At 66.7% G+C, this 17,075-nt stretch carries 17 protein-coding genes; 6 read left to right on the top strand and 11 right to left on the bottom strand.

What is annotated here, in order from left to right; all coding sequences use genetic code 11:
- Nucleotides 1-1,128, top strand: a complete 1,128-nt coding sequence (locus tag AC1RPL_RS14070) for an acyltransferase family protein (RefSeq protein WP_493069937.1) — start codon at nt 1-3, stop codon at nt 1,126-1,128.
- Here the strand turns inward: AC1RPL_RS14070 and AC1RPL_RS14065 are convergent.
- The 10 genes from AC1RPL_RS14065 to sdhC all read right to left on the bottom strand — a co-directional run bounded on the left by AC1RPL_RS14065 (nt 1,069) and on the right by sdhC (nt 10,584).
- Nucleotides 1,069-2,907: a glycoside hydrolase family 2 protein gene (locus AC1RPL_RS14065; protein ID WP_493069936.1), complete on the bottom strand. Its 1,839-nt coding sequence runs from the start codon at nt 2,905-2,907 to the stop codon at nt 1,069-1,071. The two genes, AC1RPL_RS14070 and AC1RPL_RS14065, sit on opposite strands and share 60 nt — an antisense overlap.
- 25 nt (nt 2,908-2,932) lie before the next feature.
- Nucleotides 2,933-4,045: a cell division protein ZapE gene (gene zapE, locus AC1RPL_RS14060; RefSeq protein ID WP_493069935.1), complete on the bottom strand. Its 1,113-nt coding sequence runs from the start codon at nt 4,043-4,045 to the stop codon at nt 2,933-2,935.
- A complete protein-coding gene (locus AC1RPL_RS14055) occupies nt 4,042-4,515 on the bottom strand; it encodes a PaaI family thioesterase (protein ID WP_493069934.1) in 474 nt (157 codons plus the stop codon). Before AC1RPL_RS14055 ends, zapE begins: the two co-directional genes overlap by 4 nt.
- Nucleotides 4,512-5,297 carry a succinate dehydrogenase iron-sulfur subunit gene (locus AC1RPL_RS14050; protein WP_493069933.1) on the bottom strand — a complete coding sequence of 262 codons (786 nt, stop codon included), beginning with the start codon at nt 5,295-5,297 and terminating at the stop codon, nt 4,512-4,514. The genes AC1RPL_RS14055 and AC1RPL_RS14050 overlap by 4 nt, the downstream gene beginning before the upstream one ends.
- A gap of 58 nt (nt 5,298-5,355) precedes the next feature.
- On the bottom strand, nt 5,356-5,895 hold the full coding sequence (locus AC1RPL_RS14045) for an ATP-dependent Clp protease proteolytic subunit (RefSeq protein WP_493070930.1): 540 nt from the start codon (nt 5,893-5,895) through the stop codon (nt 5,356-5,358).
- Nucleotides 5,896-6,238: 343 nt separating this feature from the next.
- Nucleotides 6,239-7,213: a C13 family peptidase gene (locus AC1RPL_RS14040; protein WP_493069932.1), complete on the bottom strand. Its 975-nt coding sequence runs from the start codon at nt 7,211-7,213 to the stop codon at nt 6,239-6,241.
- 108 nt (nt 7,214-7,321) lie between these two features.
- On the bottom strand, nt 7,322-7,873 hold the full coding sequence (locus AC1RPL_RS14035; protein WP_493069931.1) for a hypothetical protein: 552 nt from the start codon (nt 7,871-7,873) through the stop codon (nt 7,322-7,324).
- A gap of 104 nt (nt 7,874-7,977) precedes the next feature.
- Nucleotides 7,978-9,777, bottom strand: coding sequence for a succinate dehydrogenase flavoprotein subunit (gene sdhA / locus AC1RPL_RS14030; protein WP_493069930.1), 1,800 nt, complete (start codon nt 9,775-9,777; stop codon nt 7,978-7,980).
- Nucleotides 9,777-10,166 carry a succinate dehydrogenase, hydrophobic membrane anchor protein gene (gene sdhD, locus AC1RPL_RS14025; RefSeq protein ID WP_493069929.1) on the bottom strand — a complete coding sequence of 130 codons (390 nt, stop codon included), beginning with the start codon at nt 10,164-10,166 and terminating at the stop codon, nt 9,777-9,779. The genes sdhA and sdhD overlap by 1 nt, the downstream gene beginning before the upstream one ends.
- A complete protein-coding gene (sdhC, locus tag AC1RPL_RS14020; protein WP_493069928.1) occupies nt 10,159-10,584 on the bottom strand; it encodes a succinate dehydrogenase, cytochrome b556 subunit in 426 nt (141 codons plus the stop codon). The genes sdhD and sdhC overlap by 8 nt, the downstream gene beginning before the upstream one ends.
- A gap of 196 nt (nt 10,585-10,780) precedes the next feature.
- Between sdhC and AC1RPL_RS14015 the strand changes: the two genes are divergently transcribed.
- The 5 genes from AC1RPL_RS14015 to AC1RPL_RS13995 all read left to right on the top strand — a co-directional run bounded on the left by AC1RPL_RS14015 (nt 10,781) and on the right by AC1RPL_RS13995 (nt 16,050).
- Nucleotides 10,781-12,124 carry a methyl-accepting chemotaxis protein gene (locus AC1RPL_RS14015; RefSeq protein WP_493070928.1) on the top strand — a complete coding sequence of 448 codons (1,344 nt, stop codon included), beginning with the start codon at nt 10,781-10,783 and terminating at the stop codon, nt 12,122-12,124.
- Between the two features lie 12 nt (nt 12,125-12,136).
- Nucleotides 12,137-13,504, top strand: coding sequence for a methyl-accepting chemotaxis protein (locus tag AC1RPL_RS14010; RefSeq protein WP_493069927.1), 1,368 nt, complete (start codon nt 12,137-12,139; stop codon nt 13,502-13,504).
- A gap of 134 nt (nt 13,505-13,638) precedes the next feature.
- Nucleotides 13,639-14,340 carry an SDR family NAD(P)-dependent oxidoreductase gene (locus AC1RPL_RS14005; protein WP_493069926.1) on the top strand — a complete coding sequence of 234 codons (702 nt, stop codon included), beginning with the start codon at nt 13,639-13,641 and terminating at the stop codon, nt 14,338-14,340.
- Nucleotides 14,330-15,076, top strand: coding sequence for a hypothetical protein (locus AC1RPL_RS14000; protein WP_493069925.1), 747 nt, complete (start codon nt 14,330-14,332; stop codon nt 15,074-15,076). The genes AC1RPL_RS14005 and AC1RPL_RS14000 overlap by 11 nt, the downstream gene beginning before the upstream one ends.
- Nucleotides 15,076-16,050, top strand: coding sequence for a 50S ribosomal protein L11 methyltransferase (locus AC1RPL_RS13995; RefSeq protein WP_493069924.1), 975 nt, complete (start codon nt 15,076-15,078; stop codon nt 16,048-16,050). Before AC1RPL_RS14000 ends, AC1RPL_RS13995 begins: the two co-directional genes overlap by 1 nt.
- A gap of 121 nt (nt 16,051-16,171) precedes the next feature.
- On the opposite strand, the gene phhA is transcribed toward AC1RPL_RS13995, so the two are convergent.
- Complete coding sequence (phhA, locus tag AC1RPL_RS13990) at nt 16,172-17,038, bottom strand: phenylalanine 4-monooxygenase (protein WP_493069923.1); 867 nt, start codon at nt 17,036-17,038, stop codon at nt 16,172-16,174.
- Nucleotides 17,039-17,075 lie beyond the last annotated feature (37 nt).

Raw genomic sequence — 17,075 nt, 5'->3', positions numbered from 1 at the left:
ATGGCGGGGCGGGGCAAGCGAAATCTCGAGGCAATCGACCTACTGCGCCTGCTGAGCGCGCTGGCCGTGCTCGTCTATCATTATGGCAGCGCGTTCGGCCGGTTGCCCGATCCGCACGCTGACTGGCCGCGCACGCCGCTTCCCGACAGCATGATGGCCGCCACCTGGTGTGGCTGGATCGGGGTGGAACTGTTCTTCGTGATCTCGGGCTGCGTGATCGCCGGTTCGGCACGCGGCGCGAGCGCGGGGGTATTCGCGGCCAAGCGCGCCGCACGACTGTTCCCCGCCGCCTGGATCTGCGCGAGCCTGACGCTCGCGGCTTTGCTGCTCGCCCGTGCTTCGGGACCTTTGCTCGGCGAATGGCTGGGCTCGGTGGCACTATGGCCGACGGGACCCTGGATCGACGGCGTCTATTGGACGCTCGGCGTCGAGATCGCCTTTTACGCGCTGGTGACGGCGCTGCTCGCGTGGGGGAAGGTCGACAGCCTTGAGCCGCTGGGCCTTGGCCTTGCGGGTGTGAGCCTGGCCTATTGGCTGGTGGTTGGCTCGGGGTCGCTGCCGGCCGGCTGGTTGCAGCCGCGCATCGCCGATCTTCTGCTGCTCACCCATGGCGGCTTCTTTGCGCTGGGCATCTTCGTGCGCGCCGCGCTCGACGAAGGGATGACACGCAAGCGGGCGCTGGCGATGGCTCTGTGCCTGCTCGCCGCCGCGATCGAGATCACCGCCCATGCCGTGCGCAGCGCCCACGAACTAGGGATCGAGGCGAGCCCGCTTGCGCCGATGGCGATCTTCGCCGCGGGCGTAGTCGTCATGCTCGCCGCCAACCGATTGCAGCCGATGCTGGCGCGTTGGCTGCGGCCGGGCTGGGCGATGGCGGCGGGGCTGGCGACCTATCCGCTCTATCTGCTCCACCAGGCGGCCGGCACCGTGGCGATCGCGGCACTGATCGGCGCCGGCATGCCGGGCACGCTGGCCGCGCTGCTGGTCGGCGCGGCGATGCTGGCCCTTGCCTTCACGATAGCCGCGACGGCCGAGCCCTGGCTGCGCACGTGGCTGGTGCGCCGGGGCTCAGCGCTTCTCCGCTTCCGCCCGGCGCCTATATTCGTCGGAGAGCACGCCGAACGCTAGCTTGCGCTGGCCGGTCTCGGAGAGCAGGCCCTTGCGGTTCCAGCCCTGCTGATAGACGGGGTGCTGGCGGCGCGGGGAGCGGAAGTCCTTGAGGATCCACGGGCTCAGCCCGCGCAGATAGGGCACCTTCGCGGCCATCTCGAGCGTGCGGCGATAATATTCGGCCTGATATTCCTCGCTGAACTTGTGCGGGGCGGCGGTGCCGTCGTGATAACCGTAGAGCGCATCGGCGCCGAATTCGGAGAAGATCAGCGGCTTGGTGACCGGGCTCTTCCATTCGAAGCTCGGCACTTCGGCAAGCGGGTCGTCCGAATACCAGCCATTATAGGTGTTGATCGCCATCACATCGAGATCGCTCACCAGCGGATCGTCGATCCGCATCACCTTGCCGGCCCGCGCGCTGAGCAGGGCGGCGGTAACGAGTCGGCTACCGTCCAGCGTGCGGACATCGCTGATCAGGGCGCGCAGGAAAGTGTTGCGGGCGTCGCTGACAGGCGTCTCGTTGGCGACGCTCCACAGGATGATCGCGGCGCGGTTGCGGTCGCGGCGGATATTCTCGGTGACCATCCGCCGGGCCGTGGCGAGCGTGTCCGGATTGCTCCAGGCGACGCGCCAATAGACGGGCACTTCGCTCCACACGAGCAGGCCCATCTGGTCGGCCAGGCGCGTGGTGCCCTCGTCATGCGGATAATGGGCGAGCCGCACGAAATTGCCGTGCAGACCGTACTTGATCTCGCCGAAGAGGGCGGCCGCGGCGGCGGGGCTCATCGCGCGGACCGGAGCCTTGCCCAGCTCCTCCTCGTGCATCGAGATGCCGCGCAGGAAGATCGACTTGCCGTTGAGCAGGATCCTGTCGCCCTGCACTTCGATCGTGCGGAAGCCGATCCGGTCAGTGAAGCGGTCTTCGCCGGTGCTGATCTGGACGTCGTAGAGCGTCGGGCTTTCGGGCGACCAGCGCTTGAGGCTGCGCGGGGCGGCAAGGCTGGCGGTCCAGTTGCCCTCGCCATCGGTATGGCCGTCGAGCGTGGCGCCGAGCGCGGGGATGGCGAGGCGGATCGGTGCGTTGGCGGCTTGCGGGCCCAGGATATGGGTTGAGACGGCGATGCGGCCGTCCTTGCCCAGGCGCACGAAGGCATCGTCAACAAAGGTCTCGGGCACGGTGACCAGGCTGACCGAGCGAGTGATGCCGCCATAAGTCTCCCAATCGGTGACCGGCGGTGGCACGTCGCTGTCGGTGCGAGCGGAATCGACGCCGACGGTGATCTGGTTGCTGCCCGGGCGCAGCGTGTCGGTCACGTCGAAGGCGAAGGGAGTGAAGGCGCCGACATGCTTGCCGATCGGCTTGCCGTTGAGGAACACGCTGGCGGCATAGTCGGCGCTGCCGAAGCGCAGATAGACGCGCTTGCCGGGTCCGGCCGGGGTGTAGTCGAAGGTGCGCTGATACCAGACCAGCCCCTGATAATAGCGCATCTCGGGCGCATGGCCGATCCAGCTGCCGGGCAAATGGGTGACCGCCGAACGCTGCATGTCGAACTCGAACAGCGCGGTGGGGCGATTCGCCGCCTCGTCTTCCTGGATCTTGTCCTGGTAGCGCGCGGTGCTCTCGCTGGGCGGGCCGCCATGGAAGCCGGCGACGCCGTCGCGATAGGGATCGACCGACCAATGCCAGGCGCCGTCGAGGCTCTGGCTATCGCGCAGGTCTGCGGCGACAAGCGTTTGCGCCGTGACGGTAAGCGGTGTCAGCAAGGCCGCCAGCAACAGGCCGATCCCAAGACGCATACACTCTCCCTCTTTTGAGGGTAGCCTATCGTTCGCCGTGGCCCTCCGCCAGATACTCATCCGAGCGCATTTCCATGAGGCGCGAGACGGTGCGGTCGAACTCGAAGCGGCCGTCGCCGGCTTCGTAGAGGTGCTGCGGCTCCGCATCGGCGGCGGCGAGCAGCTTGACGTTATGCTCGTAGAGCGCGTCGATGAGGGTGACGAAGCGCGCCGCCTCGTTGCGGTTGTCCGGCCCCAGCTTGGGGATGCCGACCAGGATCACGGTGTGGAAGCGCCTGGCGATCGCCAGATAATCCGCGGCACCGCGCGCCTCGCCGCACAGCCGCTTGAACGAGAAGACCGCGACGCCCTTCAGGCACTTGGGCACATGCAGCTCGCGCCCGCCCTGCACGGGCAGTTCGCAAGTCGGCACGTGCGCGGCGTCTTCGACGGAAAAGTCGGTCAGGCGGAAGAAAGCGGCGGAGAGCTGCTTCGTCGCCTCGGGGCCGTTGGGCACGAGCCAGGTGTCCATCCGCCCCAGCCGGTCGAGCCGGTAGTCGGTCGGCCCGTTCAGGCTCAGCGTGTCCATCTGTTCTTCGATCAGCTCGATGAAGGGGATGAACAGCTGGCGGTTGAGCCCATCCTTGTAGAGATCGCGCGGGGCCCGGTTCGATGTGGCGACCATGGTCAGGCCGTGTCCCATCATCTCGGTGAACAGCCGTGAGAGGATCATCGCGTCGGCGGGGTTGTTGATCACCATCTCGTCGAAGGCGAGCAGGCGGATATCCTCGGCCATCGCATCGGCGACCGCGACGACGGGATCGCGCGTGTCCTTCTTGCGCTCCTCGTTCAGGCGCTCGTGCACTTCGAGCATGAACTCGTGGAAATGGACGCGGCGCTTCCGGCGGATGTTCACGGTCTCGTAGAACAGGTCCATCAGCATCGACTTGCCGCGGCCGACGCTGCCCCAGATATAGAGCCCGCGCGGCGGCTCCGGCATGCGGCCGAGCGCGCGCCACAGGATGCTGCCCTTTTTCGGCACTGCCTCTAGCTCGTTCGCAAGCTGATGGAGACGCTCGGCGGCGGCGGCCTGTTCGGGGTCGGGGCGCAGCTCGCCTGCGGCGACCAGGGCCTTGTAGCGGTCGAGGACGTTGGTCATGCCGCCCCGGTCTTCGCTGGAGCCGAACTCTTGCGGATGGTGCCGAGGAAGCTGGCGACGGTGACGTCGCCCTGGCGGACCACGCCGCGCAGGAACAGCATCCGGCCGGTCTCGCGCAGCAGCTCGACCTCCGCCTCGGTCTCGGTGCCGATCGCGCCGCCGGCGATGAACTGGATCGACATGTCGACGGTCGAGGCCGGTCCGGCGAGCACGCCCAGCCCGCGCGACGCGGCGAACAATGCCATGTCGATGAAGCCGGCCAGCGCGCCGCCATGGATATGGTCGCGCAGGTTCGAGTGCTCACGCGCGAAGCGGTGGCGCACCAGCGCGGTGCGATCCCCCGTGGCCTTCACCGAAAGCGCGCCGATGAAGCTGTTGAACCGGCCCTCGTCCAGGATCTGCCAGCGCTTCCAGCCTGGCCGATCCGGATCGTCCTCGTAGCGGAAATGCTCCGTGGCAGGCGCGCTCAAAGCGTGCGCTCGGCTTCCATCTTCTTGATCTCGGCGATCGCCTTGGCCGGGTTTAGGCCCTTGGGGCAGACGTTCGCGCAGTTCATGATCGTGTGGCAGCGATAGAGGCGGAACGGATCCTCGAGATTGTCGAGGCGCTCGCCGGTCATCTCGTCGCGCGAGTCGGCCAGCCAGCGATAGGCCTGGAGCAGGATCGCCGGGCCGAGGAACTTGTCGCTGTTCCACCAATAGCTCGGGCACGAGGTCGAGCAGCAGGCGCACAGGATGCACTCGTAGAGGCCATCGAGCTTCTCGCGGTCCTGCGGCGACTGGAGGCGTTCCTTGCCCGAAGGCGTGGTCGACACGGTCTGCAGCCACGGCTTGATCGAGCTATACTGTGCGTAGAAATGCGTGAAGTCGGGGACGAGGTCCTTGATCACGTCCATGTGCGGCAGCGGGGTGATGCGAATGTCGCCCTTGATGTCCTCAATCGCGGTGGTGCAGGCGAGGCCGTTGCGCCCGTCCATGTTCATCGAGCAGGAGCCGCAAATGCCCTCGCGGCACGAGCGGCGGAAGGTCAGCGAGCTGTCCTGCTCCGACTTGATCTTGATCAGCGCGTCGAGGACCATCGGGCCGCACTCGTCGAGGTCGATCTCGAAATTGTCGTAGCGCGGATTCTCGCCCGAATCCGGATCGTAGCGGTAGATCTTGAACTTCTTGACGTTCTTCGCGCCCGGGTCCGCCTTGTGCTCCTTGCCCTTGGAGGAGATGCGGCTGTTCTTGGGAAGGCGGAAGTCGGCCATCGAGGAGATCCTTATGCTTGGGCGCGCGATAGCCAATCGCGCCGCAGGGCTCAACCTCTCAGATGATATCCAGGACCAGTCCGAGCGAACGGGCCTCTTCCGCTTCGATATACCAGTTGGCCGGGGCGCGTTCCTGCACCTCCTCGAAGCGCACGCGCGAGCCGGCGACGATCGCGTGGAAGCCCTCTTCCTCGATCCGCACCGATTCCTCGATCTCGTGCAGCGCGGCCTTGAGCCCGGCGATGCAGGTGCGCAGCGGGCCGGTGACGTCGACGGTCTTGGTGAGGATGCGCTCATGGATCATCAGCCGGGTGCCGCGCGTCAGGAAGCGCTTGTCGGCGGGGAAGGCGGCCATGAAAGTGGCGCCGGCCGAATAGACCGCGACCTTGCCGAGGAACAGCGTCTCACGCCCCGAATACTCGCGCAGCAGGCGGATCTCGTCGCCCATCAGCCGCGCGACTTCGGGATCGCCGCCGAGCGTGCAGAGCGAGACGACGAGCGCACCCTGCTTGGGCGCTGCCAGCATCTGCCCGCGGAAGCTGGCATACATCGCCTGGTCGATCGTGCCGGACAGGCTCACATGCGGCTGGGCGAGCAGGGGATAGCGGGCAGCCTGGCTTCCCTCGGGCGGGAGCGGCGCGGGTTCGGGTTCAGAATTATCGATCACGGGCGCGGTAACTGCCTGCGCCACGTCGGGTTCCCGGACGGGCGGCAATGCAGGAGCCGCGGGCCGGGGTGCGAGCGCCCGGCGCCCGGCTTCGCGCCGCTCGACCCAGCGGCGTACGACGAACGCCAGGCCGAGGCTGATCAGCAGGCCGAGCCCGACCTGGAGCAGCCGGTTCCGGAACCCGCCAGGAAGCGCCCTCTGGATCGCCGCGGGAATCTGGTGTTCCAGATCGCCCGGGATCAATCGCTCCAGAAGGGTCTCCTGGTCCGCCATCTCATCCGCCGGCCTTGAGCGCGTCGGTCGCCGGGCGGCCGACGGGCGGCGTGTCGGTCTTGGGCATGCGCGTCTCGAGCGGCTCAAGCCAGGTCGCGACATGCGCGCCGATGGTCACTTGCGGGTTGCTCGGGATCAGCCGCGCCGCGCCCTCCCAGTCGTTGATCAGCATCCGCGCCTCATCCGATGCCTTTTCGAGCGGCTGGTTTTTGCGCAGTGCATGGTTGATCATCGCGTCCCCGAAGAAGGTCCAGTCATTCTCGGCCATGCAGCCGAAGCTCGTGCGGTCCGACGAAGCGGCAGTGAACAGCGCGGTGTCCGGGCTGGAGAGCGGGCCGATGAAGATGCCCGAATAGCAGGCCGAGAGGATCAGCACCCGGTTCTTGATGCCGAGCTCGTCGAGCAAGGCCTCGAGCCGCTTGGGATTGAGGATGCCATAGCCTTCGTCGCCGTCATGATAGGCGATGCCCACCTTGGCGCCGTGGCTCGTGGTGTAGAGGACGAGGACGTCCTGCTCCTTGTCCATCACCTCGGCGACGCGGGCGAGCGCCAGGGCGAGGCTGGTCAGGCTGCCATTGGGCAGCTCGCTCGGCAAGGTGCCGGCGCTGCCCGCCAGCACGATGGTGCGCCCGGCGGCATCGAAGCGGCGGGAGAGCACCTTGCCGGCCTCGCGCGCCTCGCGCCCGAACACCGGATCGCTGTCGAGCGCGATGGAGACGACATAGGCATCGACCAGTGCCTTGCGCTGCGGCTGGAGGGCGTTGAGCGCGACATTCAGCTTGCGGGTATCGGCGAGCAGTGTCTTGGCCGATCGCCCGCGCTGGAGCTCGGGGCCGGGATCGAGCCCCTCGGCGCCATCGGGACCCGAGACCATTCCCGGCCAGCCCGCCTTATGCTCGGGCGCCTTGTATTGCGCGGCGGCAGGCGTGGCGGCGAGCGCGGCAACCGCCGCGAGGATGGCGAACGCGATACGCATGGGCAGGCCCGAACCCCCGGAAATAGTTAACGCCCCACTCTCGCGGGTGCGGGCGCGCTGTCAAGCGGGAGCGCATGTTTCGTTCCGTTGCGGCATTGGCGCGGGCGCTCAGTGCCAGATTGCGGAGAGCGGATAGAGCAGGATCAGCCACACCAGGCATCCGATTACGGCCCGCCGGTCGCGCATCAGGATCGCGAGCAGCGAAACCGGGAAGAATGACCAGGTGAGCAGCAGCGCTCGGACAGTGAACAGGCCCTGCGTACCTCCCAGGGTGATGGCAGTGGCCATCAGCGCGACATTGCAGAGCATGACCGCGCCCAGCACCTTGCGGTAATGCTTGTCGAAATAGAGGTTCAGGTCGCCCCACTCCTCGAAATCATCGGGGAATATGAGCGAGGCTGCGACATAATAGACGCCGGTGACCACGAAGCCGCCGAACAGCACCGCCCAGCTCAGCGGCAACAGGTCGCGCAGCGCCCAACCATACATCCAGAAGGTGACGACGTCGCACGAGACGAAGATGCCAAGCAACGCGGTCGCCCAGCCGATCCGCACCTTGTGGCTGGCCTTCAGCGCGCGGGAAAGCCCGCCCAGACCCTCGGCCAGCGCCAGGCCGAGAAGCAGCCCGAACAGCGTGAAGATGAACTCGAACCCGCTCATGCTCGTCCCCTTTTGACGGCTGACAGCTAAGCGGATGCGCCGGAAAGGAAAAGGGCCCGCTCGCATCTGGCGAACGAGCCCCTTGCGAAGTCAGTCCCGAAGGATCAATACACCCGCTTCTTCGGCTTGATGTACTCGATCTCGTCGGTGAGCGTGTAGTCGTGCACCGGGCGATAGTCGATCGCAGTGGTGCCGCCCTTGCCGCCCCAGCCGTCGAAGGTGGCGACGGTGTGCTTCATCCAGTTCACGTCGTCGCGGTTCGGGAAGTCCTCGTGCATGTGTGCGCCGCGGCTTTCCTTGCGGTTGGCGGCGCATTCGATCGTCACGACGGCCTGGCCGATCAGATTGTCGAGCTCGAGCGTCTCGACCAGATCGGTGTTCCAGATCAGCGAGCGGTCCTGGATGCCGACATCCTGGAAGCCCTTATAGACTTCCTTCATGTGCTCGACGCCTTCCGCCAGCAGCGCGCTGTCGCGGAACACGGCGCAGTGGCGCTGCATCGTCTTCTGCATGTCGGCGCGGATCTGCGCGGTGGGCTTTTCGCCCTTGGCGTTGCGGAAATGGTCGAGGCGGGCGAGCGAGAAGTCCTCGGAGCCCTTGGGCAGCTCGTTGTGCTTGGTGCCCGGCTTGACCATCTCCTTGAGGCGGAGACCGGTGGCGCGCCCGAACACGACCAGGTCGATCAGCGAGTTGGAGCCCAGGCGGTTGGCGCCGTGGACCGACACGCAGGCCGCTTCGCCGACCGCGAACAGGCCGGGGACGACGGTGTCCGGATTGCCGTCCTTATCGTGGACGACCTCGCCGTGATAATTGGTCGGGATGCCACCCATATTGTAATGGACGGTCGGCACCACCGGCAGCGGCTGGCGGGTCAGATCGACGCCGGCGAAGATCTTGCCGGTCTCGGTGATGCCGGGCAGCCGCTCGTGCAGCACCTTCGGGTCGATATGGTTGAGGTGAAGGAAGATGTGGTCCTTCTCCTTGCCAACGCCGCGGCCCTCGCGGATCTCCATCGCCATCGAGCGCGCGACGACGTCGCGGCTGGCAAGGTCCTTGGCCGAGGGGGCATAGCGCTCCATGAAGCGCTCGCCTTCGGAGTTGGTCAGGTAACCGCCCTCGCCGCGCGCACCCTCGGTGATGAGGACGCCGGCGCCGTAGATGCCGGTCGGGTGGAACTGGACGAACTCCATATCCTGCAGCGCGATGCCCGCGCGCAGTGCCATGCCGTTGCCGTCGCCGGTGCAGGTGTGGGCCGAGGTCGCCGACTGGTAGACGCGGCCGCCGCCGCCCGTGGCGAGCACGACGGCGTGGCTGCGGAAGCGGTGGATCGAACCATCCTCCATGCACAGCGCGATCACGCCGCGGCACTCGCCATTCTCCATGATCAGGTCGAGCGCGAAATATTCGACGTAGAAGTCCGCGTCATATTTCAGGCTCTGCTGGTAGAGCGCGTGGAGCATGGCGTGGCCGGTACGGTCCGCCGCGGCGCAGGTGCGCTGCACGGGAGGGCCTTCGCCCATATTCTGCATATGGCCGCCGAACGGGCGCTGGTAGATCGTGCCATTGTCGTTGCGGCTGAACGGTACGCCGGCATGCTCGAGCTCGTAGACCGCAGCCGGGGCTTCGCGGACCATATACTCGATCGCGTCCTGGTCGCCGAGCCAGTCCGAGCCCTTGACGGTGTCGAACATGTGCCACTGCCAGTGGTCGGGCGTGTTGTTGCCGAGCGAGGCGGCGATGCCGCCCTGCGCCGCCACGGTGTGGCTGCGCGTCGGGAACACCTTGGTGATGCAGGCGGTCTTCAGGCCGGCCTCGGCGCAGCCCATGGTGGCGCGCAGGCCCGAGCCGCCGGCGCCGACCACCACCGCGTCATAGGTGTGGTCGATGATCTTGTACGCGGACATTAGAGCGCGGCTCCTGCCGAGAAGGCGATCTTGAGGATCGAGAAGATGGCGAGCGTGCCTGCCGCCAGCGTGAAGAAGTTGAGCGCGATCATCAGCACGATGTGCGTCTCGTCATGCTGGTAATCCTCGATCACCACCTGCAGGCCGAGGCGGAAGTGATAGAAGGTGCTGATCACCAGCAGGATCAGCGGCACGGCGACCTGGGTCTGGCCGATCCACTGGCGGATCGTCTCGAAGTCATGCGCCGGCAGCAGCGCGATGCTGAGCACGAACCACAGCATGAGGATCAGATTGGAGCCGGCGGTCAGTCGCTGGTGCCACCAGTGATGCGCGCCTTCATGCGCGGAGCCGAGGCCGCGGACCTTGCCGATGCTGGTGCCGTTACCCATTGGTCTTCCCCCAGATGATGAAGGCCCAGAAGGCCGCGGTGAGGACGATCGCGGCGACATAGGTCAGCAGCGCGGTCGTCTTGTTGGCCTTGAGCTCGAAATTGGCGCCCTGGTCGAGGAAGAAGTGGCGTATGCCCGAGCTCATATGCTGGAAGAAGGACAAGGTCAGGCCGATTCCGAACACATAGCCCGCGATGTTGAGCGCGCCGGATTTCAGCGTGAACAGATCGATGAACGCCGCATAGGTCGCCGGGCCGGCGGACAGCGCGACTAGCCACCAGACGAACAGGATCGTCCCAACGGTCGCCATACCGCTGCCAGTGACGCGGTGGGTGATCGAGACCGCCATGGAGGGGCCCCACTTCCAGATGCTCAGGTGCGGCGACATGGGTCGCGCTGAGTTGCGCACATTGGCCAAGATTATGTCCTTCCTCGGTCGGTGCCGCTTCCTTAGTCCGGACACCGCGGGATGCAAGGTCACACGCACAAACGCCGCCTTTGACTAACCCCGTCTTAACCAGTTCCCCCGCATATCCGGCAACCGAGCGGCCCTATCGTCCCGTGGCCGCCACAGGGGACTTTGTTACGTGACCAACGCCGTTTCGCCTCAGGATCTGCCGGACGTGGGCACCGTGGCCGCTCGAATCGACGTGCGCGCGCGCCTTCGCATCTTCGATTTCGAAGGCACGCTCGTCGCCTCGGGCCGCGCTGCCTGGGAAGCGCTGGAGCCCGAGATCCGCGCGGTTTCGGAGGCCTATTGGCAGCAATGGCTGCGCTGCTTCGCCGATGAGCGCAACTGGGCGCCGGATGACACCCAGAAGATGATCGACGTCGGCGTCGTCTTCCTGAAGAATCGTTTCCTCGACACCGATGGCCGTGCCTGGATCGAATCGATCGAGCGTTCGGTCGCCGCGGCCTATGCCGCCAGCGTGCCACCGATGGCGCTGCTTTCGATGATCAGCGCCAGCGACCGGGCCGCGCTCGAGATCCTGATCCGCCGCGTCGGCACCGAAGACGCGCGACTCGCCGGCCTGATCGACACGCTGATGCGTCTCTCGGCGCTTGAGGGCGATATCACGGTCGAAATCTACAACATGTACCGCGAATATAGCGCCCAAGCGGCGCGCGACAGGCTTGCCGAGGATTTCCGCGACTCGATCGGCGGCACGGTCCAGCGCGCATCGCGCGAAGGCAAGCAGCTCCGCATCCAGGCGAGCCACACCTCCGCCTCGGCGCGCGGCATGCTCGGCAAGGCAAGCGAAGTCGCGGCCGCGGCTGAGCAATCTGCGGTGGCGATGCGCGAAGCCGCGCAGACCGCCGCGGGCCTGATCCGCGCGATCGAGGACGCCCGTACCGAAGTCGAAGCGGCGGCCGGCATCGCCACGCGCGCTTCCAGCCAGGCCAGAGAAGCGGTGGGGATGAGCGAAGCGCTCAGCGACCATGCCAAGTCGATCGAATCGATTCTCGGCTTGATCCGCGACATTGCCGGCCAGACCAACCTCCTCGCCCTCAACGCCACTATCGAGGCAGCGCGCGCAGGCGATGCCGGCCGCGGTTTCGCGGTGGTCGCGCAGGAAGTGAAGAGCCTGGCCAACCAGACCGCCCGCGCCACCGACGACATTGCCGCCAAGATCGCGGCGATCCAGTCGGCGACCAAGGGCACGGTGGAGACCAATGCCTCGATCCGCTCGACGGTGACCGAGGTGCAGGAAAGCGCCAACCGCATCCGTACCGCGATGGAGGTGCAGGCGCAGACGGTGACTGCGATCACCGCGGCGGTGGACGAGACGGCGCTCGCCGCCGATTCGATGTCCGCCACGATCGGCGCGATCCGCGAGGATACCGAAGCGGTGGCGAGCGAGATCGATCGGGTCGGCCAGGGCTTTGCCGCCCTCGAAAGCCAGCTGGGAAGTCTTAAGGGCAGCGCGAGCGATTTCATCGCCAAAGTCGCGGCCTAGGGGGAGAGCATGATGGTTAGCAGGCGCGAACCGGGCCGCTGGAGTGGCGGCACGCGGACGGTGGAAGACCATCGCCGCGAATATGACTGGGACGGCGCAGTGGAAGCGGGTTGCCGCGATATCGTCGCGCTGATCGGCCATCGCCAGCGCGAGATCGCCGAAGGCTTCTGGCGCCACTTCAAGGCGATGCCGGCAAGCGCCCCCATGCGCGCGATCCTCGACGATCCCAAGGCCTATGAGGCGCAGGTCGCCCACGGCGCGGTTTACGGCGCGCTCAAGTTCGAAAAGCCGTTCAGCGAGGAATGGGTCGAGATGGTTTGCGCCTATGCCGCGCAGACCTATGGCGCGGGCATTCCGCTGCCAGCCGTCGTGGCCGCCTTCTCCTTCGCCCATAGCGAGACGATGCGCGCGCTGCGCGAGGCACTGCCGAACGACGGCGACAAGCTCGGCCGGCTGTGCGACGTCGTCCAGCGCATGGCGATGGCCGAGGCCGATCTGATGGCCGGCCATCTCGGCGCGCGCGACGCGGCCTATGCCGACGAGGCGCGCCGCGACCGTTCCGCACAATTCAAGGCGAGCATCGCCGAATCGATCGAAGGCGCCACCGGCCTCGCCAACCGCATCCGGGTGCAGGCGCAGGGCGCTTCGGGCTCGGCGCGCGGTATGCTCGGCAAGGCCAGCGAAGTCGCCGCGGCGGCCGAGCAGTCGGCGGTGGCGATGCGCGAGGCGGCGCAGACCGCGGCGGGCCTGATCCGTGCGATCGAGGACGCGCGCACCGAAGTCGAGGCAGCGGCGAGCATCGCCACGCGCGCTTCTTCGCAGGCGAGCGAAGCCGTCGGCATGAGCGAGGCGCTGAGCGACCACGCCAAGTCGATCGAATCGATCCTCGGCCTGATCCGCGACATTGCCGGCCAGACCAATTTGCTCGCGCTCAATGCGACGATCGAGGCGGCACGCGCCGGCGATGCCGGCCGCGGCTTCGCCGTGGTCGCACAGGAAGTGAAGAGCCTCGCCAGCCAGACCGCGCGCGCGACCGACGACATCGCATCGAAGATCGCGGCGATCCAGTCGGCGACCAAGGGCACGGTGGAAACCAATGCCTCGATCCGCTCGACGGTGACCGAGGTGCAGGAAAGTGCCAACCGCATCCGCAGCGCGATGGAAATCCAGGCGCAGACGGTGACGGCGATCACTGCGGCTGTCGACGAGACGGCGCTCGCCGCCGATTCGATGTCCGCCACGATCGGCGCGATCCGCGAAGACACCAAGTCGGTGACGCACGAGATCGACACGCTCCAGAAGGACGTGGCCGAAGTCGATGATCGCCTCCACAAGCTGCGCGCTGCGGCGGACAGCTTCTCGTCCTCGGTGGCGGCCTAGAGCTTCGTTGTCCCCGCGCAGGCGGGGATCCAGGGGCAAGCAGGACAGCACTTGCTACTCTGGGTCCCCGCCTTCGCGGGGATGACGGGGACCTTGGGGATGACGGGGAAGGGGGGACGCGCTAGGCAGGCGCGATGGCCACCCACATCCTCCTCACCGGTGCGAGCCGCGGCATCGGCGCCGCGATCGCCGAAAGCTTCAGACAAGATGATGTCCGCCTGATCGGGCAGGGCACGAAGAGCGGCATCCCCGCCGACTTCGCCGATCCGCAAGCCCCCAGGGCGTTGTGGAACAAGGCGCTCGACGCGCTGGATGGCCGCATCGACGTGGTCATCAACAATGCCGGCGTGTTCGAGAGCAACCCGCTCGACATCGATCATGACGACTGGGTGGCGAACTGGGAGCGGACGATGCGGGTGAACCTCACCGCCGCCGCCGAGCTCTGCCGCCTCGCCATCTGCCACTGGCAGGCCGAGGGGCGTCCTGGCCGTATCGTCAACATGGCGAGCCGCGCCGCCTATCGCGGCGACTCGCCCGCGCACTGGCATTACGCTGCGTCAAAGGCTGGCATGGTCGGCATGACCAAGAGCATCGCGCGCGGCTATGCGCGCCAGGGCATCCTTGCCTTCGCGATCTGTCCGGGCTTCACGATGACCGGCATGGCCGATGACTATCTCGCCAGCCGCGGCGGCGAGAAATTGCTCGCCGACATCCCGCTCGGCCGGGTGGCGGATACCGACGAAATCGCGGTGCTCGCCCGCTTCTGCGCGCTTTCCGCCCCGCCCTCGATGACCGGCGCGGTGCTTGACATCAACGGAGCCAGCTATGTCCGATAGCGCCGCGCCCGAAGCGCCCAAGGCCGGGCGTGGTCCCTTTGGCGGCCAGTTCGGCGCACTGGTGATCGGTGCGCTGGCGATGGTCGGGCTGATCGTCGGGCTGATCGTCGCCGTGATGGTGGTGGCGATGATCTATGATGGCCGCCGCAGGGAAACACCCGCGCAGGTGCAGGCCAAGGCGGCGAACGAAGTGTTTGCGGTTTCGGAAGTCGTCGCGCTGCGCGGCACCAACCTCAACGAGATCGTGATCGCCACCGAAAGCTCGATCGGGCGCGGCGGAGATCCCTATTCGAGCGGCGGGAGCCGGACCGATGAGCGCAATGTGATCCTGCTCGACAAGGCGAGCGGCGAGAGCCGCAAGCTGCTGCCCGACAATGGCCGCCAGATCATCGAGCGCACCTATCTCTCCGCAACGGCCGGCGATGACGTGACGGCCAAGACGGATGTCGCCGAAGTGATCCCGGGAGCGGAAGTCGCAAGGACACCCGAGCCGCCCTTTGCCTATTATCTGCTCCGCGTCCGTGCCGGTCTGACCAAGGAGGATGTGCTGGTCGGCGATCTCGCCAGCGGACGCCAGGCTTTCCTGCTCAAGGGACTGGACGGCGTCGACAAGATCTGGATGCAGAGCCCCACCCGCGTCGCGTTGCTGATGCGCCAGGGCCGCAAGTTGAATTACCGCGCTATCGAGATCCCCCAGTTGAAGGTGGTCGCGGCGCGCCCCGTGGAGATTGATTGATGTCGAGCTGGAAGCTCACCTTGCCCTGCACCCGCGCCGAAGCGGAGGCGATCGATGCCGATGACGGCAGCGTGTTCGAGATCGAGCCCACGCCGGTGTTGTTGACCAGCGAGCAGATCCCCGACGACCCCCTTGCCTGGCAGCTCGAAGCCTATTTCGAATCCAAGCCGAACAGCGCCGCGCTCGCCGCGGTGCAGGCGCTGGCGCCGAGCTCGAAGGGCGTGAAGGCCGTCGCCGAGAAGATCCGCGACGCCGATTGGGTGACGCTGAGCCAGGCGGGGATCGAGCCGGTAAATGCCGGGCGCTTCTATGTCCACACCCATAGCAACAAGGGCAAGGTGCCCGCGGGTGCCAGGGCGTTCCGGATCGATGCGGGCCTTGCCTTCGGCACCGGCACGCACGAGACGACGTCGGGCTGCCTGCTGGCGCTCGACCGGCTGAAGCAGGAGGGCAAGCGCTTCGAGAACGTGCTGGATGTCGGCACCGGCACCGGGCTGCTCGCCTTTGCCGCGCTGCATCTCTGGCCGCGCGCCTATGCGACGGCTTCGGACATCGATGCGCGCGCGGTGGACGTGACCGGGGACAATGCAGAACTCAACGGCATCAAGCTGGGCGGCGGGCAGGGCATGCTGGCTTTGGCCGCTGCGGCCGGCGTCGAGCATCCGCTACTGATCGGCCGCGCGCCCTATGACCTGGTTACCGCCAATATCCTGGCCGGCCCGCTGGTCGAGCTGGCGCCGAGCCTGGGCGTGGTGCTGGCCGAGGGTGGCACGCTGATCCTCGCGGGGCTCCTGAAGGGGCAGGCCGAGGCGGTGGCGCAGGCCTATCGCCGGCAGGGGCTCCGTTTGGTCGAGCGCACCGACCGCGGCGACTGGCCGACGCTGACGCTCACCAAGCGCGTGCGCTACGGCACCGAGCGGGTGACGCGGCTGAGCCGCGGGCGGGGCGAGGCGCCGGGATTCGGGAGCTGGTGAACCCAGGTAGACCGTCATGCTGAAACTTGTTCCAGCATCCAACTTTCCACCGACGATGTCGCCTGAGGCGCGTTGGACCCTGAAACACGTTCAGGGTGACAACGGGATTTGAGGCAAAGTCCTAGCGCTTGCTCAGCGCATATTCCTGCGTACCGCGCGTCACCACCGCATCCCCCGGCAATATCTCCGCGATCGGGATATCCGGCTTGCCGATGATCTCGTCATAGAGCGGCGCGAAATCGGTTTCGACCGTCTGGCGCAGCAATTCCTCGAAGCTGGGGATGACGAAGTAGTTCTGCTGGAAATCGTCGATGCGATAGTCCGTCTGCATCACCCGCTTCATGTCGAAGCCGATGCGGTTGGGGCTGTCGCTCTCCAGCGCGAACACGCTCTCGGCGAAGGAGGAGACGATGCCCGCGCCATAGATGCGCAGATCGTCGTCCTCGCGGATCAGCCCGAACTCCACCGTGTACCAGTAGAGCCGGCCAAGCTGCTTGAGCGCCCCCAGTTCGAGCGCGCGGTTGCCGCCGCGGCCATAGGCGGCGAGGTAATCGGCGAACACCGGATCGGCGAGCATCGGCACATGGCCGAACACGTCGTGGAAGACGTCCGGCTCCTGGATATAGTCGAGCTGGTCGGGCCGGCGGATGAAATTGCCCGCGACGAAGCGGCGATTGGCCATGTGATCGAAGAACACATCGTCGGGCACCAGTCCCGGCACCGCGACCACCTGCCAGCCGGTCAGCCTCATCAGCCGCTCGGAAAGCTCCTCGAAGTTGGGAATGCCCGAGTCGGACAGGCGCAGTGCGTCGAGGCCCTTGAGATAGGCCTTGCTCGCGCGGCCCGGCAGCAGCTTCGCCTGGCGGGCGTAGAGCTTGTCCCAGGTAGCGTGTTCCTCGGCCGTATAGGCCTGCCAGTCCTGCGGTATCGTCCAGTCCGCCGAAGCGCCCTCCGGTGGACGATCGAGCACATGCGTGTCTTGAGCCATGAATATGGCATAGCATGCGATGGTGCGGGTGCGAAAT

It is taken from the genome of Sphingomonas sp. GW821-FHT12D09 (assembly GCF_058807215.1).
The sequence above is the reverse complement of the archived record's forward strand: the minus strand, read 5'-3'. Positions and strand labels throughout refer to the sequence as shown.